This window comes from Burkholderia sp. D-99 (assembly GCF_011605345.1).
GTDB lineage: Bacteria > Pseudomonadota > Gammaproteobacteria > Burkholderiales > Burkholderiaceae > Burkholderia.
On sequence record NZ_JAAOXM010000001.1, the window covers coordinates 759,415 to 783,098 of the forward strand.

At 68.2% G+C, this 23,684-nt stretch carries 24 protein-coding genes; 8 read left to right on the forward strand and 16 right to left on the reverse strand.

Annotation, left to right across the window (positions count from 1 at the left end; all coding sequences use genetic code 11):
- Positions 1 to 278: 278 nt before the first annotated feature.
- The 3 genes from HAV18_RS03310 to HAV18_RS03320 all read right to left on the reverse strand — a co-directional run bounded on the left by HAV18_RS03310 (position 279) and on the right by HAV18_RS03320 (position 2,850).
- Positions 279 to 1,304, reverse strand: coding sequence for a DedA family protein/thiosulfate sulfurtransferase GlpE (locus tag HAV18_RS03310; RefSeq protein WP_166952711.1), 1,026 nt, complete (start codon positions 1,302 to 1,304; stop codon positions 279 to 281).
- Positions 1,305 to 1,489: 185 nt separating this feature from the next.
- Positions 1,490 to 1,996, reverse strand: coding sequence for a cupin domain-containing protein (locus tag HAV18_RS03315; RefSeq protein WP_166952714.1), 507 nt, complete (start codon positions 1,994 to 1,996; stop codon positions 1,490 to 1,492).
- A 383-nt stretch (positions 1,997 to 2,379) separates the two neighbouring features.
- Positions 2,380 to 2,850 carry a universal stress protein gene (locus HAV18_RS03320; RefSeq protein WP_166952717.1) on the reverse strand — a complete coding sequence of 157 codons (471 nt, stop codon included), beginning with the start codon at positions 2,848 to 2,850 and terminating at the stop codon, positions 2,380 to 2,382.
- 322 nt (positions 2,851 to 3,172) lie between these two features.
- Between HAV18_RS03320 and HAV18_RS03325 the strand changes: the two genes are divergently transcribed.
- Positions 3,173 to 5,281: a PAS domain S-box protein gene (locus HAV18_RS03325; RefSeq protein ID WP_166952721.1), complete on the forward strand. Its 2,109-nt coding sequence runs from the start codon at positions 3,173 to 3,175 to the stop codon at positions 5,279 to 5,281.
- Entirely contained in the window at positions 5,278 to 5,925 is a 648-nt protein-coding gene (locus HAV18_RS03330; protein ID WP_006483707.1) for a response regulator transcription factor, read from the forward strand. The genes HAV18_RS03325 and HAV18_RS03330 overlap by 4 nt, the downstream gene beginning before the upstream one ends.
- Positions 5,926 to 6,000: 75 nt before the next feature.
- Here the strand turns inward: HAV18_RS03330 and HAV18_RS03335 are convergent, their stop codons facing one another.
- Positions 6,001 to 6,405, reverse strand: a complete 405-nt coding sequence (locus tag HAV18_RS03335; RefSeq protein ID WP_166952725.1) for a lysozyme inhibitor LprI family protein — start codon at positions 6,403 to 6,405, stop codon at positions 6,001 to 6,003.
- Positions 6,406 to 6,756: 351 nt separating this feature from the next.
- Between HAV18_RS03335 and HAV18_RS03340 the strand changes: the two genes are divergently transcribed.
- From HAV18_RS03340 to HAV18_RS03350, 3 genes are read left to right on the forward strand one after another with little or no spacing between them, the layout of a single operon-like run.
- Positions 6,757 to 7,359 (forward strand): DUF1326 domain-containing protein, encoded by a 603-nt coding sequence (locus HAV18_RS03340; RefSeq protein WP_166952728.1) that lies wholly within the window; start codon positions 6,757 to 6,759, stop codon positions 7,357 to 7,359.
- 23 nt (positions 7,360 to 7,382) lie between these two features.
- Positions 7,383 to 8,171, forward strand: a complete 789-nt coding sequence (locus HAV18_RS03345) for a DUF2182 domain-containing protein (protein ID WP_166952731.1) — start codon at positions 7,383 to 7,385, stop codon at positions 8,169 to 8,171.
- Positions 8,172 to 8,179: 8 nt separating this feature from the next.
- Positions 8,180 to 9,073, forward strand: a complete 894-nt coding sequence (locus HAV18_RS03350; RefSeq protein ID WP_166952734.1) for a DMT family transporter — start codon at positions 8,180 to 8,182, stop codon at positions 9,071 to 9,073.
- Between the two features lie 115 nt (positions 9,074 to 9,188).
- On the opposite strand, the gene HAV18_RS03355 is transcribed toward HAV18_RS03350, so the two are convergent.
- The 6 genes from HAV18_RS03355 to HAV18_RS03380 all read right to left on the reverse strand — a co-directional run bounded on the left by HAV18_RS03355 (position 9,189) and on the right by HAV18_RS03380 (position 16,504).
- Complete coding sequence (locus tag HAV18_RS03355; RefSeq protein WP_166952737.1) at positions 9,189 to 9,518, reverse strand: DUF4148 domain-containing protein; 330 nt, start codon at positions 9,516 to 9,518, stop codon at positions 9,189 to 9,191.
- Between the two features lie 222 nt (positions 9,519 to 9,740).
- The gene (locus HAV18_RS03360; RefSeq protein WP_166952741.1) at positions 9,741 to 10,604 is read right to left on the reverse strand and encodes a PilZ domain-containing protein; all 864 of its coding nucleotides are present in this window, start codon (positions 10,602 to 10,604) and stop codon (positions 9,741 to 9,743) included.
- Positions 10,605 to 10,683: 79 nt separating this feature from the next.
- Positions 10,684 to 13,272, reverse strand: coding sequence for a penicillin-binding protein 1A (locus HAV18_RS03365; RefSeq protein ID WP_166952744.1), 2,589 nt, complete (start codon positions 13,270 to 13,272; stop codon positions 10,684 to 10,686).
- 174 nt (positions 13,273 to 13,446) lie between these two features.
- Positions 13,447 to 14,454 carry a trans-3-hydroxy-L-proline dehydratase gene (lhpH, locus tag HAV18_RS03370; RefSeq protein WP_166952747.1) on the reverse strand — a complete coding sequence of 336 codons (1,008 nt, stop codon included), beginning with the start codon at positions 14,452 to 14,454 and terminating at the stop codon, positions 13,447 to 13,449.
- Positions 14,455 to 14,523: 69 nt separating this feature from the next.
- Positions 14,524 to 15,645: a branched-chain amino acid ABC transporter substrate-binding protein gene (locus HAV18_RS03375; protein WP_166952750.1), complete on the reverse strand. Its 1,122-nt coding sequence runs from the start codon at positions 15,643 to 15,645 to the stop codon at positions 14,524 to 14,526.
- A 121-nt stretch (positions 15,646 to 15,766) separates the two neighbouring features.
- Positions 15,767 to 16,504: a FadR/GntR family transcriptional regulator gene (locus HAV18_RS03380; RefSeq protein WP_166952753.1), complete on the reverse strand. Its 738-nt coding sequence runs from the start codon at positions 16,502 to 16,504 to the stop codon at positions 15,767 to 15,769.
- A gap of 263 nt (positions 16,505 to 16,767) precedes the next feature.
- Here HAV18_RS03380 and lhpI point away from each other — a divergent pair, with 263 nt between their 5' ends.
- The 3 genes from lhpI (at position 16,768) to HAV18_RS03395 (ending at position 19,071) form a co-directional block, all read left to right on the forward strand.
- Entirely contained in the window at positions 16,768 to 17,703 is a 936-nt protein-coding gene (gene lhpI / locus HAV18_RS03385; protein WP_166952756.1) for a bifunctional Delta(1)-pyrroline-2-carboxylate/Delta(1)-piperideine-2-carboxylate reductase, read from the forward strand.
- Between the two features lie 167 nt (positions 17,704 to 17,870).
- The gene (locus HAV18_RS03390) at positions 17,871 to 18,275 is read left to right on the forward strand and encodes a response regulator transcription factor (protein WP_166952759.1); all 405 of its coding nucleotides are present in this window, start codon (positions 17,871 to 17,873) and stop codon (positions 18,273 to 18,275) included.
- 16 nt (positions 18,276 to 18,291) lie between these two features.
- Entirely contained in the window at positions 18,292 to 19,071 is a 780-nt protein-coding gene (locus HAV18_RS03395; RefSeq protein WP_166952762.1) for a helix-turn-helix domain-containing protein, read from the forward strand.
- A 48-nt stretch (positions 19,072 to 19,119) separates the two neighbouring features.
- Here HAV18_RS03395 and HAV18_RS03400 read toward each other — a convergent pair whose 3' ends face one another.
- The 6 genes from HAV18_RS03400 to HAV18_RS03425 all read right to left on the reverse strand — a co-directional run bounded on the left by HAV18_RS03400 (position 19,120) and on the right by HAV18_RS03425 (position 23,519).
- Positions 19,120 to 19,470, reverse strand: a complete 351-nt coding sequence (locus HAV18_RS03400) for a metal ABC transporter ATPase (protein WP_166952765.1) — start codon at positions 19,468 to 19,470, stop codon at positions 19,120 to 19,122.
- Between the two features lie 156 nt (positions 19,471 to 19,626).
- A complete protein-coding gene (locus tag HAV18_RS03405; RefSeq protein WP_166952768.1) occupies positions 19,627 to 19,866 on the reverse strand; it encodes a UDP-glucose 4-epimerase in 240 nt (79 codons plus the stop codon).
- Between the two features lie 22 nt (positions 19,867 to 19,888).
- Positions 19,889 to 20,173 (reverse strand): DUF1488 domain-containing protein, encoded by a 285-nt coding sequence (locus tag HAV18_RS03410; RefSeq protein ID WP_166952771.1) that lies wholly within the window; start codon positions 20,171 to 20,173, stop codon positions 19,889 to 19,891.
- A gap of 149 nt (positions 20,174 to 20,322) precedes the next feature.
- Positions 20,323 to 20,721 (reverse strand): DUF488 domain-containing protein, encoded by a 399-nt coding sequence (locus HAV18_RS03415; protein WP_011355271.1) that lies wholly within the window; start codon positions 20,719 to 20,721, stop codon positions 20,323 to 20,325.
- Positions 20,722 to 20,884: 163 nt separating this feature from the next.
- A complete protein-coding gene (locus tag HAV18_RS03420) occupies positions 20,885 to 22,087 on the reverse strand; it encodes an amino acid aminotransferase (RefSeq protein ID WP_166952774.1) in 1,203 nt (400 codons plus the stop codon).
- A gap of 46 nt (positions 22,088 to 22,133) precedes the next feature.
- On the reverse strand, positions 22,134 to 23,519 hold the full coding sequence (locus HAV18_RS03425; RefSeq protein ID WP_166952777.1) for an amino acid permease: 1,386 nt from the start codon (positions 23,517 to 23,519) through the stop codon (positions 22,134 to 22,136).
- Positions 23,520 to 23,684 lie beyond the last annotated feature (165 nt).

The following is a 23,684-nucleotide window of genomic DNA, read 5'->3' on the forward strand; positions in this document are numbered from 1 at the left end:
ATAACCCCGGCCCACTTTCGCGAGACGGGGTTATATAATCGTTAAGATCAAAGGATGAATTTATATTAAATCGACATATCGCAATCTACCCTGCCGAGAATCTCCGTTGTCGACCACGACGTCTGTCAAACGGGATCAGCTGTGCTTCAGAGGCTCCGAGTGCCTGTCGAGCACATCCGATGACGCTCAGGCCATCCGGGCGACTTTGAAGGCGTCTATCCCGTTCGAAACCATCGCTGGAGTTCGGCGGTACTGACTGCTTCGTGGCTCGCCGCCGTTTACTTCGACAACGTCGCGCGCACCGTATATTCACCTTCGAGCGCACCGTGTTCCGGCCGCACGAAATAACGCGACGCGTCGAGATCCGCCGGCAGCGGCTCGACCGGGAAGCCGTGCTTCTCCCACGCATCGAGGCCGCCCTTCAGCGCCCGGATGTTGTGGATCATCTTCTTGCGCTGCATCTTCGCGATCAGGCGCTTCGCGGTCGCTTCGTTCGGGCACACGCAATAAACGACGATCGGCCGTTTCAGCAATTCAGGGTCGAGCAGGTCCGGTGAATCGAGATCGACCGGCACAGCGCCGGCGATCCGGTACGGTTCGCGCTCGCGAATCGCTTTCGGCCGCGCGTCGAAGATCAGCGGCGGCTCGTCCGACGTCATCATCTCGACGAGTTGCGGCGGCGAGATGCGCACCTGCGCGAGATAGCGGCGGAACTGCACGCGACGCACCCAGCGGTACAGCAGGAACGTGATGAAGATGGCGAGGAACGCGTCGAGGATGGTGCCGCCGCTCGCGCGCACCCACAGCACGAACTGGACGATCTGGTCGTGAATGGCCGCGCCGCCGACCAGCCAGAACGCCGCCCACAGCGACGCGCCGGCCAGATCCCAGAACAGGAACACGCCGACACCGATCGCGGTCGTGCCGAGCAGCGGCGCCGACACGAGGCCGAGGCCCGGCAGGAACTTGGACAGCACGAGCAGCGGCGCGCCGTATCTTTCGAATACGTTACGCGCGAAACGCAACGTGGTGTCGAGCGACAGCGAGAAGCGCACGAGGCCGTTCAGCAGGCGCCGGCCGCGCGTGCGGCCCATGAAGAACCACAGCGAATCCGCCAGCATCGTCGCGCCGATCGCCGCCGCGAACATGCTGACCCAGGACGCCTGCCCCATTGCCGCCATCGTGCCGCCGAGAATCAGCATCGGCACGGCCGGCACCGGCACGCCGAGCTGCGTGATCAACACGCTCGCGAACACGGCCCACGGGCCGAGCGACGATGGAATAGCGATGGGAAAGTGCCACACGGCGGCGCTCCTGGAAGACATGCGGCCGCGCGACGAGGGCCGTCGGTACGGCTGGGCAACGGCCGCCGCGGCACGTCCGCAGCTGACCTGTGCATGACGGGCATTCTAAACGGGTTTGGCCGCGATCGCGCGGAACACGCACCGTCGGCACGGGCTTCCGGCAGTGGTCCGCACCGCCATCGCGCTCACGCGTCCGGGCGCGGCGCAAGCCGGGCGACGTGTTCCGCGTAGTCGGGAAACGCAGCGGCCAGCGCGGCCGCGTCGGCCAGTTCGAATTCCGCGAACTCGAAGCCCGGCGCCACCGTACAGCCGACGAGCGCGACGTGCTCCGGCGCCGCGCAGCGCGCGCCGAACCAGCTCCCGCCCCGCACGACCGCCTGGAACACGGTGCCCGGATGCGTGAGCGGGTTGCCGAGCCGGTGGATCGTCAACCCGTCGCGCTCGTCGAGTACCCACACCTCGATCGGATCGCCCGCATAGAAATGCCAGACTTCGTCGGAACGGATCCGGTGCCATGACGAGTACGCGCCATCGCACAACAGGTAGTAGATCGCCGTCGACGCCGCGCGTGGCGCGCCGTCGGCCGGACGCACGACCGAATCGGTCGCACGGTAGGTTTCGCGGAAAAAGCCGCCTTCGGGATGCGGCTGCAGGTCGAACTGGCGAATCAGGTCGGTAGCGGAAATCGGCATGGCGGATGACGTCGGTAAGGTGAGGAACCGGGCACCCGGCGCGGCGGCTCGCTTCGCTTATCGCGAACGCGACCGCATGCCGCCGGATGCCGCTGCGTCGAACGCCGCGGCCATGCGCGCGGCGAACAAGCGGATACCGGCCGATGCTGCCAGAACTGCGTGTCGGGATGCAACTGTGGCCACGCGATTGCGCCGTGACGGTGCGTCGGGTGTGCAGCCCTCGCCCGGCCCCGATGGGACAGACGCGATAGCCGCGCTCACACGCCGAGCGTCGACCGGCATGTCGTGCGTTTCCGTTTTCTCAGGCCATCATCCGACGAATGCGCGAGACGGTCGCCGCCCGCGACCGCCCGTGCATCAGCGTCAGCGCCTTGCAGCGTGCGTCACGCAGCCGACGGCGCGCCGGGCTCGCTGTGCCGCACCAGCAGCACGGGCCGGTCGGCCGCGCGCAGCAGCGATTCGGCGACGCTGCCGAGCAGCAGCCGGCGCAGGCCGTGCCGCCCGCTCGTGCCCATCACGATCAGGTCGGCATCGGCTTCGGCCGCCGTGCGCATCAGCACCGTGGCGACATCCTCGCCGTAGGCGTCGAGCGCGCGCACGGTGCCTGGCACATGCTCCTGGGCGAGCACCGCTTTCGCATCGTCGAGCACCGGTGTCGCGGCAGCGGTCGCAGCCGCATCGCCATCGCGCTCGGCCGCGAAGCCCGCATCGACGTCGACGAGCTGCGGCCGGTGCTCGACGACATACGCGCAGGTGACTTCGCCGCCGGACGCCGCCGCGATCCGGATCGCCTCGTTCAGCGCGAGACGCGCGCTCGGGCTGCCGTCCAGCCCGACGAAAATCCGCTTGTACATGGTCCGTCCCTCCGACCGGGCACGCATCGCGCGTTGCGCGACGACGGCCCGCTATCGCCACCCGGCCCGGTGCCGGCTGGCCTGCCGAACAGTCTGCCCCACGTGCCGACGCGCCCGTTGATGCGCGTCAAGTGCGGCCGATGCGCCCGTTGCTGCGCGCCGGTTGCCGCAATTTCTAGTGACCCCATTACAAAAAACGTGTAAATCGCGCACAATTTCATCTTGAAAATAGACGTTGCGTGCAGCCGGTGCGAGTTTTGCCTGGTTTTGCTGCGCTGCCCCCGTGCCACGGGGCGGCCCCCGACAACAGAATGGCCATCGAATGACCGCAAGTGGAACCCCGACGCGTGACGCCCGAGGGCCCACGCGCCTCCAGATCATGTTACGCCAGCCGCTCGCGGCCGGCGTTGTTGTGCTGTGCGCCGGCGCGGCGCTGTCGCTCGGCGTCGCGCTGCTCGTGCGCGAGCAATGGCAAGGCGCTGTCCATACGCGTTTCGAACGCCGCACGACGCACGTGACCGCGATGCTCCGCCACGAGCTGCAGTCCGGCGTTGCCGTGCTCGAAGGCGCGCGCGGCGCGTTCAGCCTCGTCCCGGGCATGACGCCCGAGCAATGGCGCCGGTATGCGGACCAGCTCGATCTCGACAGCGGCCGCTCGCCGGTTCGCCAGATCGGCTATGCGCCGCTGCCGCCCGCGACGCGCACCGCGCTCGCCGCCGCCAAACCGATGCCGGCCGGCACGCTCGCGGCCGCCGCGCTCAGCGCGCCGGCGTCGAATTCACCCGTCGTGCGCTTCGGCGCATCCGACGCGGCGCCGCTCTCGCGCGCGCTGCAGACCGGCGACATCGCGCTCGGCGTCCACCCGGCCGACGACGACACGTCCCGCGACGCCCGCACCCTCACGCTGTTCCTGCCGGTCGCGGGGTCGCCGCATGCAGCCGCCCCGCCGTCCGGCACACGCGAAGGCGCCGCCGACGGCGTGCTGTTCGCGGCGTTGAGCCCGCGGCGCCTGATCGAGCGCGCGCTCGACGCGGAACGCGGAATCGACGTATGGATGACCGCCGGCGGCGACCGGCGTGCGATCGTCAGCGTCGAAACGACGACCGACGAGGCGTCGGCATCGCCCGACCTGATGCGGCGCACCGACGAGCTGAATTTCGGCGGCACCGTGCTGACGCTCGCCTATTCCGCGGACGGCCGCCCGAGCGCGACCGGCGCGCAGCGTGCGGCCGGCACCGTGCTCGCGGCGGGGCTGATCGCGTCGATCGCGTTCGCGGTGCTCGTCCATGCGCTGCTGCGCGGCCGCACCGGCGCCGCCGATTCCGGCGCGAGCAGCCGCGGCATCCTCAACGAGGCGCGGATGATGGGCATCATCCGTTCGTCGATGGAAGCGATCATCACGATCGACGAAAAACAGACGGTCGTGATTTTCAATCCGATGGCCGAGCAGGTGTTCGGCGTGTCCGCGATGGAGGCGATCGGTGCGCCGCTGTCGCGCTTCATCCCCGAACGGTTCCGCGCCGCGCACGCGAAGCACGTCGACCAGTTCGGCGTGACCGGCGTGTCCGAGCGGCAGATGGGCCGCCAGCGGGTGCTGTTCGGGCTGCGCGCGAATGGCGAGGAGTTCCCGATCGAGGCATCGATCTCGCAGATCCGCGACGCGTCGGGCAAGCTCTATACGGTGATGCTGCGCGACATCACCGAGCGGCTGCGCGCGGAGAACGCGCTGAAGCTGTCGCGCGAGGAGTTGCGCGAACTGTCGGCGAACCTGCAGAACGTGCGCGAAGAGGAAAAGACCCGCATCGCGCGCGAACTGCACGACGACCTCGGCCAGCAGCTCACCGCGCTGAAGATGGATCTGTCGGTGGTCGAGCAGCAGCTGCGCGTGCCCGGCCGCGCGCCCGACGAGGGCGTGCAGTCGCACCTGCAGGGCATGCGGCGGCTGATCGACACGACAGTTGCATCGGTGCGGCGCATCGCGGCCGACCTGCGGCCCGTGATGCTCGACGATCTCGGCCTCGTGCCCGCGATCGAATGGCTCGCGAACGATTTCACGAACCGCTACGGGATCGACGTCGAGCGGCACATCGAAACGGGCGGCCTCACCTTCACCAGCGCGGGCGCGACCACGTTGTTCCGGATCGTCCAGGAAGCGCTGACGAACGTCGCGCGCCATGCGGATGCGACGCGCGTTGCGCTGAGGCTCGACGTGGAGGAAGGCTTCTGCGTGTTGCGCGTCGCGGACAACGGCCGCGGCTCGGCGCCAGGCGGCCCGGCCCACGAAGACAAATCGTTCGGCCTGATCGGCATTCGCGAACGCGCCCACATGCTGGGCGGCACCGTGACGATCGACACAGCGCTCGCACGCGGTTTCTCGATTACCGTCGCATTACCGCTCGGCACAGTACAACAGGAAACGCTCATCACATGATCAAGGTGCTCATTGCCGACGACCATACGCTCGTACGCGACGGTCTGCGGCACATCCTCCAGAACGCCACCGGATTCGAGGTGGCCGGCGAAGCCTGCGACGGCCCGTCGACGATCGCGCTCGTGCGCGCCACGCCCGCCCAGGTGCTCGTGCTCGACCTGTCGATGCCGGGCCGCAACGGCGTCGAACTGATCAAGCAGATCAAGGACGAGAAGCCCGCGCTGCGCGTGCTCGTGCTGACCATGCACGCCGAGCAGCAATACGCGGTGCGCGCGTTCCGCGCCGGCGCGTCGGGGTATCTGACGAAGGAAAGCGCGAGCGCCGAGCTGGTCGGCGCGGTCACGAAGGTGGCGTCGGGCGGCGTCTACGTGAGCCTGGCGATGGCCGAGCAGTTCGCGCAAAGCCTGAACGAGCCGGCCGAGACGCTGCCGCACCAGCGGCTGTCCGACCGAGAATTCGACGTATTCCGGCGGATCGCCGCCGGCCAGACGCTGACGGAGATCGCCAATGCGCTATGCGTGAGCGCGAAGACGGTCAGCACGTACAAGACGCGGATCCTGGAAAAGATGCAGATGCCGCACGAAGCGGCGCTGGTGCGTTACGCGATGCGGCACAAGCTGCTCGACGAAACGGACGACGTGTAACGGACGACGTCTGCCAGCGAATGGCCTACGCCGCCCGCCCGCGCGGCATGCGCCCGACCGGGCGGCGCACCCCGCTTACCGGGCGGGCACCGGGCACGCGAGATCGCCTTCCTCGCAGGACAGGTAGCCCTTCAGCGTTTCGGTGCGCGCTTTCGTCAGATCGTCGAGGCAGGTCGACACGACCATCGGATACGCGCTGCCGCCCTCGGCGTTCGCGCTGGAGAAGTTGCATTCGGCATCGCGGTACGCAATCCATGCACGCTGCGCATTCACGAGTTTGTCGGCGAGCGGCCGCGCATCGCGCAGGCGCGCGGTGACGGCCTGGTAGGTCCGGTTCAGTTCCCCGTCGGATTTCTTGTACGCGCGGTCGGCGCATGCCGTCATCGCCGCCTGATCCGTCGCGTCGGCACAATTCGCCTGCGCATGGGCGACGTTCGCCGTCAGCGCCAGCGCGCACAGCAGACCGGTCAAGACACGCATGGATGCTCCTTGTTGTTCGTTGAAATCGTGGAACCCGGTGCCGGGCTTGCCGCGCTGTCGCGCATCGGCCGCCGTGCCCAGGCGGCGACACCGATCGCGATGCTAGCGCACGCGCGCCGGCTTGTCAGCCGGCATCGCAACCCATGCGACGCCTTGCATATCGGCCTTCCGAACCTACACTTGAAAATCGATACGCCGCTTCAGGCCCGCGCTATCGCATCCATCCCGTCTCCGCTTCCGCGCATTCCTCAGCGCATTTCGCGTTCGCATCGCCGAGCGGGGTGACGATTCGTCGGTCAGATTCCTCCACCCGGCCCAACGTGCAATCACCGTCGCTCCCTGGAGGGAATCATGAGCTATCACCTGGAAGGCCGTCTGCTCGAGGTCTGCAACTGCCGCGTACTCTGCCCGTGCTGGATCGGCGAGGATCCGGATTTCGGCGTCTGCGACACGATCGTCGCCTGGCATGTCGACAAGGGCACCATCGACGGCGTCGACGTCAGCGGCAACACGATCGCCGCCGTGTGCCGCGTGCCGGGCAACATCCTGCAAGGCAATTGGACGGCTGCGATCTATGTGAGCGACAAGGCGTCCGACGCGCAGGAGCAGGCGCTGCTCAAGGTCTACACGGGCCAGGCCGGCGGCCCGATCGCCGAACTCGCGAAGCTGATCGGCACGGTCGTGTCGATCGAACGCGCGCCCATCACCTTCAATGTCGAAGGGGCGCGCGGCACCCTGTCGATCGGCACCGACTACCACGCGGAACTCGAACCGTACCTCGGCCCGAGCGGCGCGCAGACGACGCTGACCGACACCGTGTTCTCGACGGTGCCCGGCGCACCGGTGTTCGTCGGCAAGGCGCCCGTCTACCGGTCGAAGAATGCGGCGATCGGCATCGACGTCGATCTGAAGAATCACAACGCGCTGCAGAGCACGTTCCTGTTCGACGCGTGAAACGCGATCGCACGCCAACGGTCATGGCTGCGTCACTGCATCGGCGCCTGTTTCCGCTCGTGCTCGCGAGCCTCGCCGCATTCGCGTGGCTCACCCTGTGGGCGTGGACACGCAGTCCGTACGGGCGATATCTCGACCACGGCGACAGCACATTGTCCGCACCGTTCAGCACGCTTTGCCGCGCGCTGCCGGGCGGCACGCTGTGGCTGCCGGCCGCATTCGACGCGGCCGGCTGGACGCTGATGATCCTCGCGATGATGCTGCCGACGACGCTGTCGCTGTTCGATGCGTTCGCCCGCGTCGTCGCGAGCCGACCCGACCAGACGCGCCTGCTCGTGCTCGTCGGCATCGGCTACGTTGCCACGTGGAGCGGCTTCGGCCTCATCGCGCACGGTCTGCACGGGCTGCTGCTGACAGGCGTCGCGCGGATGCCGGCGCTCGCGTGGCGCGGCTGGCTGATCGGCGCGGCCGTATTCGCGCTCGCCGGCGCGTTCCAGTTCAGCGGACTGAAGACGCACTGTCTCGACCGTTGCCGCACGCCCTTCAGTTTCGTGATCAGCCGCTGGCGCGGGCGCACGCCGATGCGTCACGCGTTCGCGCTCGGCGTCAGCCACGGGCTCTTCTGCGTCGGCTGCTGCTGGGCGCTGATGCTGCTGATGTTCGTCGTCGGTGCCGGCAGTCTCGGCTGGATGCTGTCGCTCGCCGCGGTGATGGCCCTCGAGAAGAATGCGTCGTGGGGGCAGGCGCTCACCGCGCCGCTCGGCGTCGCGTTGTTCGGCGCGGCCGTGCTGATCGTCGCCAGCCACGCGTGAGGCCCGCGATGCGACCGCCTGCCTCCACTTTCGCGCTGCATGTCCGGCCAGGCGCGCGCGTCGCCGCGCTGACATCGATCGCGATGCTCGCGTTCGCGTCGAATTCGCTGCTGTGTCGGCTCGCGCTGCAGGCCGGGCGGATCGACGCGGCCAGCTTCGGCAGCCTGCGCCTCGTATCCGGTGCGCTGATGCTCGCGATCGTCGCGCGCGCGGGGGCGCGACGGCCCACCCCGCCTGCGGACTGGCCCGCCGCGGCGATGCTGTTCGTGTACGTCACGTGCTTTTCGTTTGCGTACCTGACCGTCAGCGCGGCCACCGGCGCGCTGATCCTGTTCGGCGCGGTGCAACTGACGATGTTTGCGGCCGGATGGCACGCCGGCGAACGGTTCGCGGCGGCCGGCTGGGCCGGGTTCGGTGCGGCGCTCGGCGGGCTGGTGTATCTCGTGTCGCCCGGGCTCGCCGCGCCGACGCCGCGCGGCGCCGCGCTGATGACGGCCGCGGGCATTGCATGGGGAATCTATTCGATACGCGGCCGTCGGCCGGTCGATCCGGTTGCGGCGACCACCGGCAATTTCCTGCGTGCCGCGCCGCTGGCACTCGCGCTGAGCGTCGCGCTCGCCGCCCGCTTTCACGTCACGCCGGCCGGCGTCGTGCTCGCCGTGCTTTCCGGCGCGCTGACCTCGGGCCTCGGCTACGTGCTCTGGTACGCCGCGCTGCGGCACCTCACGGCGATGCGCGCCGCGGCGGTTCAGCTCTCCGTCCCGCCCATCGCCGCGTGCGGCGCCGTGCTGTTCCTGTCGGAACAACCGACCTGGCGGCTCGCGCTCGCATCGGCCGCGATCCTCGGCGGTGTCGCGGCCGTGCTGGCGACGCGGGCCCGCCAGACGGATAGCAGCCGGTGATGCGCGCTCGCGCGGCCCCCGTCCGGGCAGCCAAAATGCAAAACCCGTACACGGATACCGTGCACGGGTTTCAGAAAAGACGCCAAGCCGGGCGCCCTTGCGGGCGCTGCCACGCTTAGTGGCCGAAGAACACCGACGAACGGTCGGTTGCGGCCGGCACGAGCACGCGCTGGCCCGACTGCGACGTCCCGACAGGGTTCGAACCGTAGCCCGTTGCATCGGCTTGCGCGCCGGTGTTCTGAGCGGCGGCGATCTTTGCCTGCGCGGCCTGGATGTTTTCCGGGTAGTTGATCCAGTCGTTCGGGTTGTAGCCGGCCTTTTCGAGCTGGACCAGCTCGGCGCGCACTTGCGCGCGCGTCAGCGGCTGCTGGTTCGATTGGGCGAACGAAACGACCGGTGCGGCCACCAGAGCGGCCAGTGCAACTGCCTTGATCAGTGATTTCATGATGCGTTACCTCCAGGATTGTTTTGTCAGGCGCTTCGGACTCGGGGTCGTTGCGCATGAGTAGAAGTCTAGGAGGCTGCGATATCAGGGTAAATACTTAAATCGCGAATTCACTGTTGACGGAAAACATACAATCGTCGCGGAATCCACTGAATCATCAGATGATTATCGGCGTTCACGCACCGAATGCCGCGATACGGCACCCGGCGTGCCCGCCGCGCATCAGCGCCCCGGCGACGGCATCAGCCGGTCGAACAGCAGCGCCTTGAGGCGAATCAGGTCGTCGGCGCCGGTTTCGCCGAACGCGGCGTGATGAAGCGTCAGCGCGGGCGCAGCCGGATCGGCATGAACGGCCCGCACCGTGCTGTCGAGGGCCAGCAGTTCGACCCGGTCGCCCGCCGCGAACGGCAGCAGCACACGCAGGGGCTCGCCGGTTGCGGCGATCGGCCGGTCGACGGCGATCGACAGCCCGCTCACGCTGATGTCGTGCACCATCCCGATGCCTTCCGCGCCCTCCGCTCCGCCTGCGCAGCAGGCGGCGATCCGCACCGGCACGCGCGGCTCCGCGCGCGTGCGCAGCCGGTCGACGAAGCCGGGCGGCGACAGGATCAGGAACCGCGTGCCGCCCGATGCCTGCACCGACTCGACCGTCGCGCCGAAACGCGACACCGCGGCACGGCCGATCGCCACGGCCTCGATGTCGTCGCCATGCGCGAAGTCGAACGCGGCCGCGGGCTGCGGCTCGACGAACAGTGCACCCGATGCGGCGATGCCGATCAGCCGGTAGCGCTGCAGCCCGCGGGTCGTGCCGACCCGGCGGCGGATGCCGATCGCGGCGCCTGCCGACAATCCCATCTGTGTCGCGTGCGGCGCCGCGTCAGGCACGCGCGGCTCGGCTTCGGCGTCGTCGCGCCGGCGTACCGGCCGGAAATGGTCGAACAGGAATGCATGCTGCGCGGCATCGCGCAGCGCCGTGCCGGCCGGCAGCAATGCGGCGCCGTCGGCATCGTAAAGATCGAAGCCGAGCGGGACGCCGGCGGCGAGATCGTCGCGCGCGAGCGGGACGTAGTCGGAAGATAGCCTCATCGGAGAGGCGCGGAGCGACCGCGCGAGCTGTCATGACAACATGATTACGGCAGCGTCGCGCGAAATCTGAACGGCTCCGTTACTGCGAAGCCCCGGTCGCGTCGGGGGCGACCGGCACGGGCGGCTGGGCCGGTGCCGCCGAAGGGGCGGCGGCCGGTGCGGCACCGAGGCCCGCGCTGCCGCCGCTCGCCGGACTCGCCCCCGTTGGCGGCTGCGCGGGCTGCGGCTGCGATACGCCGGCCGACAGCGCGGCGGCCGACGCGGCCACTTCGGACGCCGGCACCCATTCCTCGACGATCCCGCCGGACGCCGCTTCGGGCGCCGATGCCGCGAGGGCATCCGACGCCGCGCCTGCGTCAGCCTCGGGCGCCCGCTCCACCCGCTGCGTCCTGACCGGCGCGGGCGCCTTCTCCGGCTTGGGCGGGAACCACGTGTCGAACAGGTCCGTCACGCGCTCGCGCAGCGAAGCGAACCAGCCCGGCGACGGCTCGGTGTCGAATTTCGCCTTCGTGTCGACGATCCGGGCGCGCTGCGCACGCTGGAAGAAATCGCCGACGATCGGCAGCGCACTGTGCGCGCCCTGCCCCCAGTAATCGCTGCGCAACGTCACGCGGCCGTCGTCGAAACCGACCCACGCACCGGCCACGAGACCGGGCTGCATCAGGATGAACCAGCCGTCCGCGTTGTCCTGCGTGGTGCCCGTCTTGCCGGCCACGTCGCCGCGAATGCCGAAGCGCGTGCGGATGCTGCCGCCCGTGCCTCGCGTCACGACATCGCGCATCACGCTGAGCAGCGTCTTGTCGGTTTCGGCGTCGAGCGCGCGCTCGGGCGGCGCCGACGCGTATTCGGCGAGCACGTCGCCCTGGCGGTTCTCGATGCGCGTCACCATCTGCGGCTCGACATACAGCCCGCCGTTCGCGATCGTCGCGTACGACGCGACCATCTCCTTCAGCGTGACCGGGCTCGTGCCGAGCGCGAGCGACGGCACGCGTTCGAGCGGGCTGTCGCGCACGCCCATGTCGCGCGCGAGCCGTGCGACGGCGGCCGGCCCGACCTTCTCCATCACCTGCGCGGTAATCCGGTTGCGCGACAGCGCGACCGCGTCGCGCAGCGTCATAGGCTTGCCCGTGGGCGGCACGTCGTCGTTCGGCCGCCAGATCTCGCCGCCCTTCAGCGGGATCTCGACCGGCTGGTCGATGAACGTGTCGTCCGGCTTCATCCCGTTCGCGAACGCGACGCCATAGACGAATGGCTTGAACGTCGAGCCCGGCTGGCGTCGCGCCTGCGCAACGTGGTCGAACGGCTCGTTGGTGAAGTCGCGGCTGCCGACCCACGCGCGGATCTGCCCGTTGCGCGGATCGACGGCGAGGAAACCGGCCTGCACGTCGGTCTTCGTCTTGCACAGCGCGCGCATGAAGCCGCGGTCAGCCGCGAGCAGCTTCATCGCGGCCGCATCGTCCTTGCCGGCGTCCTGCGCGGCCTTGTACTCCGGCGACTCGCGCATGAAGGTGCGGAATACCTCGTTGTCGGTACCGCAGCCGTCGCGGCCGCTCCACGCGTTGTTCGCGATGCCCTGCAACTGGTTGCCCTGCAGCATGAGCGCCTGCGTCGCCATCTGCTGCAGCCGCGAGTCGATCGTCGTGCGCACGATCAGCCCGTCCGAGTAGATGTTGTAGTCGTTGCGGTCGGCCCACGCGATCAGCCATTTGCGCAACTGCTGCGCGAAATGCGGCGCCGGGCCCGGCGGCTCCTTCTGGCGCTCGAAGTCGATCCGCAGCGGCCGGCGCTGCAACTGCGCGAACTGCGCTTGCGACAGCTTGCCGTACTTCACCATCTGGCCGAGCACCGTATTGCGTCGCTGCAGCGCGCGCTCGGGGTTCAGCACCGGGTTGTAGTAGCTGTTGCCCTTCAGCATTCCGACCAGCGTCGCGCTGTCGAGCACGTCGAGCTCGTCGGCCGACTTGTCGAAATAGGTGCGCGCGGCCATCTCGACGCCGTACGCGTTGTACAGGAACGGCACCGTATTCAGGTAGGTCTCGAGGATCTGGTCCTTGCTGTAGACGGCCTCGATCTTCAGCGCGGTGATCGCCTCCTTCACCTTGCGCGTGAGCGTCGGCGCACGGCCGATCTCGTCCGGATACAGGTTGCGGGCGAGCTGCTGCGTGATCGTCGAGCCGCCCTGGCGGCTGCCCGAGAAGGTATGGAGCGCGGCCGACGCCGTGCGCTTCCAGTCGAGGCCGTGATGCTCGTAGAAGCGGTGATCCTCGGTCGCGATCAGCGCGTCGACCATGTGCGGCGAGATCTGCTTGAGCGGCACCCACTCGCGGTTCGACGGCTTGAATTCGGCCAGCAGCTTGCCGTCGGCGGAGAGCACTTGCGCGGGCTGGTCGACGCGCGCCTTGCGGATGTCGCCGATGCCCGGCGTGAACGGAATCAGCACGACCACGTACACCACGAACAGCGCCGGCACGGCGGCAGCCGTGAGCAGCACGCCGCGGCGCGTCGGGTGGCGGACATGGTGCCACGCAACGGCGGTGAGAGGCTTGACCCTCGCGACGGCGGCAGCCGCGACGGGTTGGGCGCGCGCGACCCATCTGGCACAGAAGTCACGCACTGACGACACGTTTCGGCGATTCACGCGGGTGGAGCTCGGCTGAAAAGGGTGCATCGTACCAAACTCGCGCGGCCCGCCGACCCGTGGCGGCGTTGCGCGAGCATGCACCGCGTGGCCTTGCCGGCGTTTCGCACGCAAAAAAGGCGCGTGCCCCGTAACGGGAACGACGCGCCAAACCTGGTACTACAACCGGGAAACCGCGCGAGGGCGGCCAATCGGCGCCGCTGCTCAGCGCACGAGGAAACCGTAGGTCAGCGGATCGCGTTCGTCGACGATCCAGTTCGCGAATCCGCAGATATGCGCGCTGCCCTCCACTTCCGGAATCACGGCCGGGATCTCGCCGACCGTCGTTTCGCGCAGCACGCGCCCCTTGAAGACCGTGCCGACGATCGATTCGTTGACGAGCGTGTCGCCGGCCGCGAGCAGCCCGCGCTGGTAGAGCTGCGCGACGCGCCCGCCGGTGCCCGAGCCCGTGGGCGAGCGATCGACTTCACGATCGGCGAACACGCAGCAGTTCGCCTGAGTCGAACCCGGATGGCGCGGCGCGTTCGCGATGATCGTGCCGTAGATATGGTTGATCTCCGGAATCTCCGGATGCACGACCGGATACTTCGCGTTCGCGGCGGCCTTCACTTCCGCGCCGAAGCGGATCAGCTTTTCCACCGCCGCTTCGCGCACCGGCAGGTTGAACGGCGCGCCGTCGACGTAGAAGTAGAACGCGCCGCCGTACGCGATGTCACCGGTCACGGTGCCGAACGACGGTGTCTCGACCGAAACGTCGCGTTGCCAGATGAACGACGGCACGTTGACGAAGCGCACCGGCCCCGCATGCTCGCCATCCCACTTGACGAAAGCCTCGATGAAGCCGCACGGCGCGTCGATGCCGACCCGCGTTTCCGGCACCGTGCGCTGCACCCAGCCGAGTTCGACCGCAGCGGTCGACAGGGCGATCACGCCATGCCCGCAATGGTCGCTGTAACCTTCGTTGTGCACGAAGATCACGCCGAAATCGGCATTCGGCGAGACCGGCTCGGTCAGGTAGCCGCCATACATGTCGGCGTGGCCGCGCGGTTCGAACATCAGCGCGCGGCGAATCTCGTCGGCGTTCTCCTTGAGCCACGCGCGGCGCTGGACGATCGTGTCGCCCGGCAGCCTCGGCAGCCCGCTCGTGACGATGCGGAACGCTTCGCCGCCTGTATGCACTTCGACGGTGGAAAGGGATCGGGAAATTTTCATGGTCGATCGGATGCGTGGAAACGAAGGACGGCGGTCGCGCCGCCGTCCGGTGACAGGCTGGTGCGGCGATTACTTCGCGTACGGTTCCGGCAGGCCGTTGCGGATCACGTAGACGGTGGTCGGTGCGCCCTTCAGGTCGCCGTTCGCGTCGAACGAATAGGTGCCCGCGACGCCCGCATAGTTCGACTTCGCGAGCTGCGCGATCAGCTTCGCCTTGTCGGTGGTCGTCCCGGCCTTGACCATCGCATCGGCGAGCAGCTTCATCCCGTCGTAGTAGTTCACGCCGTAGACCTGCGTATCGGTGTGATACGTGTCGTGGTACTTCTTCAGGAATTCGCGGCCGGCCGCCGTCTTCTCGAGCGCGACACCGCCCTGCGCGCAGTAGACGATCGATGCCGCGTCGCCCGCGACCTTGCCCATGTCCGCCGAGCAGATGCCGTCGCCGCCGAGCAGCTTCGCGCGCAGGCCGCGCTGCTTCATCTGCTTGGCCATCGGCGCGCCCTGTGCCGCATAGCCGCCGAGGAAGATCACGTCGGGGTTGCTGGCCTTGATCTTGGTGAGAATGCCGAGGAAATCGGTGGCCGACGAACTCGTGTATTCCTGGTCGACGATCTTGATCCCGTTCGCCTTCGCGACGTTCATGAACTGTTCGGCAACGCCCTGCCCGTACGCGGTGCGGTCGTCGATCACGGCGGCGGTTTTCGCGTTCAGCGTCTTCGCGGCGAACGTGGCCATCGTGCCGCCGAGCTGCTCGTCGCTCGCGCCGATCCGGAAGATGTTCTTGAAGCCCTGCTTGGTCAGCGCCGGGTTCGACGCGACCGGCAGCATCGGCACGCCGGCAGTCGAGTACACGCGCGATGCGGGAATCGCGACGCCCGAGTTGTACGGCCCGAGCACCGCGACGACGCCCTTGTCGACGAGGTTCTGTGCCACCTGCACGCCTGCCTTCGGGTCGGCCTGGTCGTCGTCGGAAACCAGTTTGAACGTGACGGTCTTGCCGGCGACCTTGACGCCGGCCTTGTTGAGTTCGTCGACGGCGAGGCGCGCGCCGTTTTCATTGTCCTTGCCGTTCGCGGCCTGCGGGCCGGTCAGCGGCGCCGAATGGCCGATCATCACGACTTCCTGCGCGTGCGCGGAAGTCAGCGCGCCGGCGGCGAGGGCCACCGAGAGCGCGGTAACGAGGTGTCGCATGATGTCTCCTGATTGGTTTTGTGTGAAACCAATGTAGGACACGCGTGGTCACCATGCAAGCAATTTCAAAATAAAATCTTCGATTCTGGTCATTTTTCAGACCAGAACGACGCCGGCGCGGTCACTTCGGCGCAATGTCGCGCCGCACGCGGCGGATGTGCTGCTCGACATAGAACGCCGCCGCGTCGGCGTCGCCCGATACGATCGCCTCGTAGATCAGCCGGTGTTCGGACACGTAGAGCCGGATCCGGCCCGCATCGTAGATGCCGTCGTCCTTCAACCGCTTCCACAGCGGCTGGTCCATCGTCTTCGCGACTTCGTCCGCGATCTTCACGATCAGCGCATCGCCGGTCATCAGCGCGAGCTGCCGGTGAAACAGCCGGTCGCTCTCGTTCCACAGCGCGCGCTGATGCGGATCGTCGACGTCGGTGATGGTTTCCATCTGCGCCAGATAGCGTTCGGCGCCGGGGTCGGCCCGGCCGTGTTCGGCCGCGAGGCGCGCGATCGCAGGCTCGAGGATCAACCGCACGTCCAGCGTCGACGTCGGGCTGAAATCGGCTTCGGACGCCCTGTGCATGTCGCCGCGCTGCGCGAGCACGTCGAGCGGCGACGCGACGACGTAGGTTCCCGAATTGCGCTTGGTGAACACGAGCCCCTCGTTCTGCAGCGCGCCGAGCGCTTCGCGCACGGCCGGCCGGCCGACCTGGAACAGCCCCGCAAGTTCGCGCTCGGACGGCAGCCGCGACTCGGCGGCGTAGCGCCCCGCGCGGATCTCGTCGCGGATCTTCTCGGCCACCTGCTCGTAGATCTGCAGCGGCTTGAAACCGCCTTCGAGTAAGTCGGGACGCGCGGACATCATCGTGTGGCTCCTGCCCGGTCGCGGGCGTGAATCTGGAATGGGTTCGCACTATACCGGAGCGCGCCGGCATCGAGGCCATGAAGGCCCTTCTGGACAGATATTAGAACCAAAACCGGCGAGGCGCTTTATTTTCTGGGTTGCGGGTGGGCCAGCAAGTGGTATAGATTTGATCCACACTGCCCTGTGTCACGGTATCCGGCAGCCCTGTGGCGGGCGCGGCATGCGCCCGTCGTCCACGCTCACCGACGCATACGACGTACACGATGACCGCTCTTTCCCCGATTCCTGTTTTCGACGCGGCCGACACGGCCGCGCTGCTCGACTACCCGGCGCTGCTCGCCACGCTCAGGCAGGCCGTCGCCGACTATGCGGCGGGCGAGATCGTCAGCCCCGAACGCCTGGTCGTGCCGCTGCAGGCCGGCGGCGTGATGCTGTCGATGCCGTCGAGCGCGCGTGACCTCGCGACCCACAAGCTCGTGAACGTGTGTCCGGGCAACGGCGCGCGCGGGCTGCCGACGATCCTCGGCCAGGTGACCGCCTATGACGCGACCAGCGGCGAGATGCGCTTCGCGCTCGACGGCCCGACGGTCACCGGGCGCCGCACGGCGGCCATCACCGCGCTCGGCATCCAGGCACTGCACGGCGCCGCGCCGCGCGACATCCTGCTGATCGGCACCGGCAAGCAAGCGGCCAATCATGCGGAAGCGCTCGCGGCGATCTTTCCCGAAACGCGCCTGCACGTGCGCGGCAATCGTGCCGACAGCGCGGCCGCATTCTGCGCCGCGCACCGTGCGCACGCGCCGCGTCTCGTGCCGCTCGACGGCGACGCGATTCCCGATGCGATCGATGTCGTCGTGACGCTGACGACGAGCCGCACGCCTGTCTATCGCGAAGCCGCGCGCGAAGGCCGGCTCGTGGTCGGGGTCGGCGCGTTCACCGCGGACGCAGCGGAAATCGATGCGAACACGGTGCGCGCCAGCCGGCTGGTGGTCGACGATCCGGTCGGCGCCCGCCACGAAGCCGGCGACCTGATCGTCGCGCAGGTCGACTGGCAGCACGTCGCGTCGCTCGCCGACGTGCTGGGCGGCGCATTCGACCGCACCGGGCCGCTGCTGTTCAAGAGCGTCGGCTGCGCCGCGTGGGATCTGGCCGCGTGCCGCACCGCGCGCGATGCGCTGGACGCACGCCGGGCCGGCTGATCCGGCAGCACGGCCCGCCTGCCGCACACGCGGCACGTCACACCGAGGCCGCTCCGGCGGTTTCCCGTACGCGTTGTAGGAATCGCCCTACAACGCGTCGCAGCGGCCTACATCAACTTCCAATTCGGCCGATTTCATTTTCGGCGGCGCAACACGATACTGCCGGCATGAATGCCAGCCAGTTGCCCGCCACGCTCCGGGTGTTTCTCGTCGATCACGCCGTCGCCGTCCGGCAGCGGATCGCGCTGCTCGTCGGCGCGATCCGCGGCGTCGCCGTCGTGGGCGAGGCGGAAGACGGCCAGGACGCGTGGACGCATATCCGCAGCAGCCAGGCGGATGTGGTGATCGTCGACCTGCGGCTGGCGGACGGCAGCGGCCTCGACCTGATCGGGACGCTGTCGAAGGCGGCGCCGCGCATCGTCACGATCGTGCTGACGAATCACTCGGCGCCGGCATTCAGAGAGGCATGCGCGTCGGCCGGAGCCGACTACTTCTTCGACAAGACCGTCGAATTCGACGCCGCATGCCGTGTCATCGAATCCCTGGTGCACGCTCACGCGCACCGCCCCTGACGAGCCGGAGTGACTCATGTCCACAGCCACCGCCTGCGCCGCCGACGTAGCCATCACGCCCCGGCCGACGATTCCGCTTCGCGCGGTCACGCGCGCCGACGCCGCCAAACATCCCGCCGCACGCTGCTCGGCGTGTGCGATGCGCTCGATGTGCCTGCCGCCGCAACTGACCGCCGCCGAATACGGCCGCCTCGACGCGATCATCTGCACGACCCGGCAGGTGCGCCAGGGCGACGCGCTGTTCCGCACCGAAGATCCGTTCCAGAGCATCTATGCGGTGCGCGCGGGTTCTTTCAAGACGGTGTTGATGCATCGCGACGGCCGCGAGCACGTGACGGGCTTCCAGATTGCCGGTGAAACGCTCGGGATGGACGGCATCGGCGGCGGCCAGCACTGCTGCGACGCGATCGCGCTCGAAGACAGCGTCGTGTGCATCATCCCGTTCGGCGCGCTCGAAGCGGCGTGCCGCGAGATCAAGCCGATGCAGCACTTCCTGTACCAGATGCTGAGCAGCGAGATCGTCCGCGAATCGAGCCAGATGCTGCTGCTCGGGACGATGTCGGCCGAGCAACGCGTCGCGCATTTCCTGCTGAACCTGTCGTCGCGCTTCGAGGCACGCGGCTATTCGGCGACGGAATTCAACCTGCGGATGACGCGCGAGGAAATCGGCTGCTATCTCGGGATGAAGCTCGAAACCGTCAGCCGGATGTTCTCGCGGTTCCATCGTGAAGCGCTGGTCGAAACGCGCGGCAAGCGCGTGCGCATCATCGACTCGCAAGCGCTCGCACGGGTCTGACGGGCCGGGGCGACGCCCGGCCGCCTGCGCGGCATCGCGTGCGATGCCTCATTGCACCGCGCCACCGGCCGCCGCGTCGCGCAACCCCACCCTTGCACCGCCCGCCTGGCTTGCGATCAGCGCCTGTTCGGCCTGCATGAACGCGCGGCGCAGCGCGTCGTTCACGTCGTCCCCGACGCACGGCGGCAGCGGCCAGAGCGCCGTGTCGCGCATCACGAGGTCGAGCCGCACGTCGTAGCGGCGTGCGCCATCGACGGCGCCATGCGCTTCGATGGCGAGGTGGCAGCCGCCGATCCGCGCGCGAAACCGTTCGAGCCGCACCAGCTGCGCGCCGGCCTCGGCTTCGATCGCGGCGGAACCCGCGAATCCGTGGCAGGCGATCTGCATGCCCACGCCCATGTCGTGTCTCCTGACGGGGCCGCCCGCTCGTCGACCGCCTTGCGTGCACCGCCCGCACTGAAAGGCGGTGGCGCGTGTTGCCCGCGGCACGGCGCGATTTCTTCGATCGCTGCCCGGCCGATAAGTCTGCCCGCGCCTTTGCTGGCGCGGGACCGTTCATACGTTGAAGGTCTGCGACGTCTTCATCTCGATCCACGTCATGCCGGCCCGCAGCCCTTCGATCATCGCCTCGCGTTCGGTCGGATACGCATGGCTGTGCTCGAACGTGTGGTGAAAACGCGCGGCACCGGTGCCATGCTCGACCGACACGCGGCAGCGGTATTCGCCCGATTCGCACGGGCGCGTCTCGACTTCGACGGACCAGTCGCGTTCGTGAATGTTGCCCTGCAGTGTCATGCGCCCTCCTGCGGTATCCGTCTCAGAGCCGGAAGTGGCCGCTGTGCAGCAGCACCGGCCGGCCGCCGATTTCCTCGAGCATGCGTCGCGCCATCGCCTCGATCGCCGACCGGTGCGCTTCGAATGCAGCCAGCAGGTCGCGTTCGAGCAGCGACGGCGCGCCGAAGTGATCTTCCAGCGCCTCGGCCGTGACCGCGCACTGTACGCAACGCCCGTCGACCAGCGCCGAAAACGCTACGACCAGGTCGCGTGCGCAATATTCGGGCGGTTCCGGCGGGAAGACAATCTGCATCTGTCCGTCTGTCATCGTCGTGATGGCTCCATGACAAGAGCATAGTGGCGCGCGCGCCTGCACGCTTGACCCACGTCAACCGGTTCGCTGCGCCGCACGATGACGGCGCAACAGCGTGCCGGCGCGGCTGCGAGACGCCGCTCGAGTCCGCTTTCAGCGCGCTTTCAACCCGCGTCGGGCTCGATCGCCGCGCCGCGCTCCGCGAGCAGCTCGCGCAGCACGCTGCGGTGGCAGTGGCGTTCGTCGTCGCAATAGCAGCCGATCGAGAACGCGGTGGTCGCCGACAGCGCCGCCAGCAGGTCGAGCACCTTCGGCGCATCGCCATGCGCCATCTCCGCGCGGAAGTGACGCCGGAACGCGTTCCATTCGGCGTCCGTTTCGGCGGCCTGCGCCTGCGCGACGAGTTCGGGGCTCGGCGACAGCGTCGGCAGCCATACATCATAGTAGTTGCGCGACGCGAATTCCGCCTTCGGCACACCGCGCGGCGGCCGCCGCACCGTGCCGATCCGCAGGCCCTCGCCGGCCGCGCGCGGCGTGCCGAGCTGGATGATCCGGATGCCCATGTCGCTCCTTCCATGTTGCGTTCGATTCCGTGATCGTACCGCCGCGCCTGCGCCCGCGTCAGCCGGGTGGCGCACATTACGGCCGTACAAGAAAAAACCGGCTGCCCCCTCGCGGGAGACAGCCGGTTCGGCCAACCGCGTTGCGCGCCGGGGCGCGCCGCGATCAGACGCCGCTCTTCAACACCTTGCCGATTGCATCGGCGACGATGGCGACGTTCGAGTCGTTCAGGCCCGCGACGCACATCCGGCCCGAACGCAGGACGTACACGCCGTGCACTTCGCGCAGCGCGTCGACCTGCGATTCCGTCAGGCCCGTGTACGTGAACATTCCGCGCTGCTTCACGTAGCGCGTCAGTGCCTCGCCGCTGACGTGATCGCGCAGGCCGTCATGGATCGACTGGCGCATCCGCGCGATGCGGCGGCACATCGCCGCCAGTTCCTCTTCCCACTGCTTGCGCAGCGCCGGCGTGCCGAGCACGGCGGCGACGACCTTCGCGCCGTAGGTTTGCGGGTTGCTGTAGTTCGAGCGCACCGCGCCGGCCAGCTGGCCGAGCACGCGGTCGGCCGCGGCGGCATCCTCGCAGACGACGCTCAGGCCGCCCACGCGCTCGCCGTACAGCGAGAAGTTCTTCGAGAACGAGTTCGCGACCAGCGCCGGCACGCCGCGGCGGGCCAGTTCGCGCACCGCGAATGCATCCGCGTCGAGGCCCGCGCCGAAGCCCTGGTAGGCCATGTCGACGAACGGCAGCAGCCCGCGCGCCTCGATCACGTCGATCAGCTTCTCCCACTGACCTTCGTCGAGGTCGACACCGGTCGGGTTATGGCAGCACGCATGCAGCAGCACGATGCTGCGCGCCGGCAGCGCGTCGATCGCCGCGAGCATCGCGTCGAACTTCAGGCCGCCCGTCGCCTCGTCGTAGTACGGGTACGTGTTCACCGTGAAGCCGGCGCGCTCGAAGATGAAGCGGTGGTTTTCCCAGCTCGGATCGCTGAGCCATACCTGCGCATCCGGGAAATAGCGCTTCAGGAAATCGGCGCCGACCTTCAGTGCGCCGGAGCCGCCGAGCGTCTGCAGCGTCGCGATGCGGCCGGCCGCGCGGGCCGGATGATCGGCGCCGAACACGAGCGCCTGCACGGCGTCGCGATATGCGGGCAGGCCGACCATCGGCAGGTACGGCTTCGCGCCGCTGTCGCGCTGCAGCGCGGTTTCGGCTTCGCGCACGGCGCCCATCACCGGAATCCGGCCTTCGGCATCGAAGTAGATGCCGATGCTCAGGTTGACCTTCTGGTCGCGCGGATCTTTCTGGAAGTTCTCGTTGAGCGTCAGGATCGGGTCGCCCGGGTACGCGTCGATGTGTTCGAACATGGCTTGAGTCTGTCTCGTTTGGAAGAATGATCGGGGCCGGCCTGCGTCAGCGTGCGGATGCGCTGTCGTGCACCGCATAGCCTGCATTCTTCTGACGGAAGCGATACCCGACCGCGAGCACCGCGAGCCATACCGGGATCAGGTACACCGACAGGCGGAGATCCGGCGTCAGGTACATCACGACGAGAATGCCGGCCATGAATGCCAGGCACAGGTAATTCGTGAAAGGATAGCCCAGACTGCGGAAGGAAGTCTCCTCCCCGGCCGCGCGCTTCGCCTGGCGGAACTTCAGGTGGATCAGGGTGATCATCGCCCAGTTGATGATCAGCGCCGACACGACGAGGCCCATCAGCACCTCGAACGCCTTGCCCGGCATGAAGTAGTTGACCAGCACGCACACACCGGTCGCGAGCGCCGACGCGCCGAGCGCGGCGAGCGGAATGCCGCGCTTGTTCACCGAGCACAGCACCTTCGGCGCATTGCCCTGCCGCGCGAGGCCGAACAGCATCCGGCTGTTGCTGTACACGCCGCTGTTGTAGACCGACAGCGCGGCCGTCAGCACGACCACGTTGAGCACGTTGGCCACCATGTTGCTGCTCAGCGCGTGGAAGATCAGCACGAACGGGCTGCCGCCGGTGACGACCTTTTCCCACGGGTACAGCGACAGCAGGACCGCGAGCGCGCCGATGTAGAAAATCAGGATCCGGTAGATCACCTGGTTGGTTGCGCGCGGAATGCTGCGCTTCGGATCGTCGGCCTCGGCCGCGGTGATGCCGATCAGCTCCAGCCCGCCGAACGAGAACATGATGGCGGCCATCGACATCACGAGCCCCGACACGCCGTTCGGGAAGAAGCCGCCGTGCTGCCACAGGTTCCGGACACTCGCCTCCGGCCCCGCATGGCCGCTCGCGAGCAGCCAGCCGCCGAAGCCGATCATCCCGACGATCGCGGCGACCTTGATGATCGAGAACCAGAATTCCGTCTCGCCGTACGACTTCACGCTCGCCAGGTTGAGCAGGTTGATCGCGACGAAGAACACCAGCGCCGACACCCAGGTCGGCACGCCCGGCCACCAGTACTGCACGTAGATCCCGACGGCCGACAGCTCGGCCATGCTGACGAGGATGTACAGCACCCAGTAGTTCCAGCCCGACAGGAAGCCGGTGAAGTGGCCGACGTACTTGTTGGCGAAGTAGCTGAACGAGCCGGCGACAGGCTCGTCGACGACCATCTCGCCGAGCTGGCGCATGATGAAGAACGCGATGATGCCGGCCACCCCGTAGCCGAGCAGCACGGACGGGCCCGCCATCTTGATCGTCTGCGCGATGCCGAGGAACAGCCCCGTGCCGAGCGCGCCGCCGAGCGCAATCAGCTGGATGTGCCGGTTCTTCAGCCCGCGCTTCAGGCCGTCGCTCTCGTTTCCAGAAACCATGTCTTCTCCACTCTGTCCGCCTCCGCCTGAAGCGGTGCGGCGCGCCTCGGTGTGCCGGGCGCTGTTTTGCTGTGCCGGGGCCGTTCGTGGAGCCGCCGGGTTGGGGACTGCAATCTTCGCGTGGCGGCGCCCGATTCGCGTCGGCGTGCCCGCCAGACCGGCCGC

What these genes read in the sequence shown, in the direction of transcription:
- HAV18_RS03315 (WP_166952714.1), bottom strand. Translation starts at nt 1,996, where the DNA reads ATGCCGATTTCCGCTACCGACCTGATTCGCCAGTTCGACCTGCAGCCG.
- HAV18_RS03320 (WP_166952717.1), bottom strand. Translation starts at nt 2,850, where the DNA reads ATGTACAAGCGGATTTTCGTCGGGCTGGACGGCAGCCCGAGCGCGCGT.
- HAV18_RS03325 (WP_166952721.1), top strand. Translation starts at nt 3,173, where the DNA reads ATGACCGCAAGTGGAACCCCGACGCGTGACGCCCGAGGGCCCACGCGC.
- HAV18_RS03330 (WP_006483707.1), top strand. Translation starts at nt 5,278, where the DNA reads ATGATCAAGGTGCTCATTGCCGACGACCATACGCTCGTACGCGACGGT.
- HAV18_RS03335 (WP_166952725.1), bottom strand. Translation starts at nt 6,405, where the DNA reads ATGCGTGTCTTGACCGGTCTGCTGTGCGCGCTGGCGCTGACGGCGAAC.
- HAV18_RS03340 (WP_166952728.1), top strand. Translation starts at nt 6,757, where the DNA reads ATGAGCTATCACCTGGAAGGCCGTCTGCTCGAGGTCTGCAACTGCCGC.
- HAV18_RS03345 (WP_166952731.1), top strand. Translation starts at nt 7,383, where the DNA reads ATGGCTGCGTCACTGCATCGGCGCCTGTTTCCGCTCGTGCTCGCGAGC.
- HAV18_RS03350 (WP_166952734.1), top strand. Translation starts at nt 8,180, where the DNA reads ATGCGACCGCCTGCCTCCACTTTCGCGCTGCATGTCCGGCCAGGCGCG.
- HAV18_RS03355 (WP_166952737.1), bottom strand. Translation starts at nt 9,518, where the DNA reads ATGAAATCACTGATCAAGGCAGTTGCACTGGCCGCTCTGGTGGCCGCA.
- HAV18_RS03360 (WP_166952741.1), bottom strand. Translation starts at nt 10,604, where the DNA reads ATGAGGCTATCTTCCGACTACGTCCCGCTCGCGCGCGACGATCTCGCC.
- HAV18_RS03365 (WP_166952744.1), bottom strand. Translation starts at nt 13,272, where the DNA reads ATGCACCCTTTTCAGCCGAGCTCCACCCGCGTGAATCGCCGAAACGTG.
- lhpH (WP_166952747.1), bottom strand. Translation starts at nt 14,454, where the DNA reads ATGAAAATTTCCCGATCCCTTTCCACCGTCGAAGTGCATACAGGCGGC.
- HAV18_RS03375 (WP_166952750.1), bottom strand. Translation starts at nt 15,645, where the DNA reads ATGCGACACCTCGTTACCGCGCTCTCGGTGGCCCTCGCCGCCGGCGCG.
- HAV18_RS03380 (WP_166952753.1), bottom strand. Translation starts at nt 16,504, where the DNA reads ATGATGTCCGCGCGTCCCGACTTACTCGAAGGCGGTTTCAAGCCGCTG.
- lhpI (WP_166952756.1), top strand. Translation starts at nt 16,768, where the DNA reads ATGACCGCTCTTTCCCCGATTCCTGTTTTCGACGCGGCCGACACGGCC.
- HAV18_RS03390 (WP_166952759.1), top strand. Translation starts at nt 17,871, where the DNA reads ATGAATGCCAGCCAGTTGCCCGCCACGCTCCGGGTGTTTCTCGTCGAT.
- HAV18_RS03395 (WP_166952762.1), top strand. Translation starts at nt 18,292, where the DNA reads ATGTCCACAGCCACCGCCTGCGCCGCCGACGTAGCCATCACGCCCCGG.
- HAV18_RS03400 (WP_166952765.1), bottom strand. Translation starts at nt 19,470, where the DNA reads ATGGGCGTGGGCATGCAGATCGCCTGCCACGGATTCGCGGGTTCCGCC.
- HAV18_RS03405 (WP_166952768.1), bottom strand. Translation starts at nt 19,866, where the DNA reads ATGACACTGCAGGGCAACATTCACGAACGCGACTGGTCCGTCGAAGTC.
- HAV18_RS03410 (WP_166952771.1), bottom strand. Translation starts at nt 20,173, where the DNA reads ATGACAGACGGACAGATGCAGATTGTCTTCCCGCCGGAACCGCCCGAA.
- HAV18_RS03415 (WP_011355271.1), bottom strand. Translation starts at nt 20,721, where the DNA reads ATGGGCATCCGGATCATCCAGCTCGGCACGCCGCGCGCGGCCGGCGAG.
- HAV18_RS03420 (WP_166952774.1), bottom strand. Translation starts at nt 22,087, where the DNA reads ATGTTCGAACACATCGACGCGTACCCGGGCGACCCGATCCTGACGCTC.
- HAV18_RS03425 (WP_166952777.1), bottom strand. Translation starts at nt 23,519, where the DNA reads ATGGTTTCTGGAAACGAGAGCGACGGCCTGAAGCGCGGGCTGAAGAAC.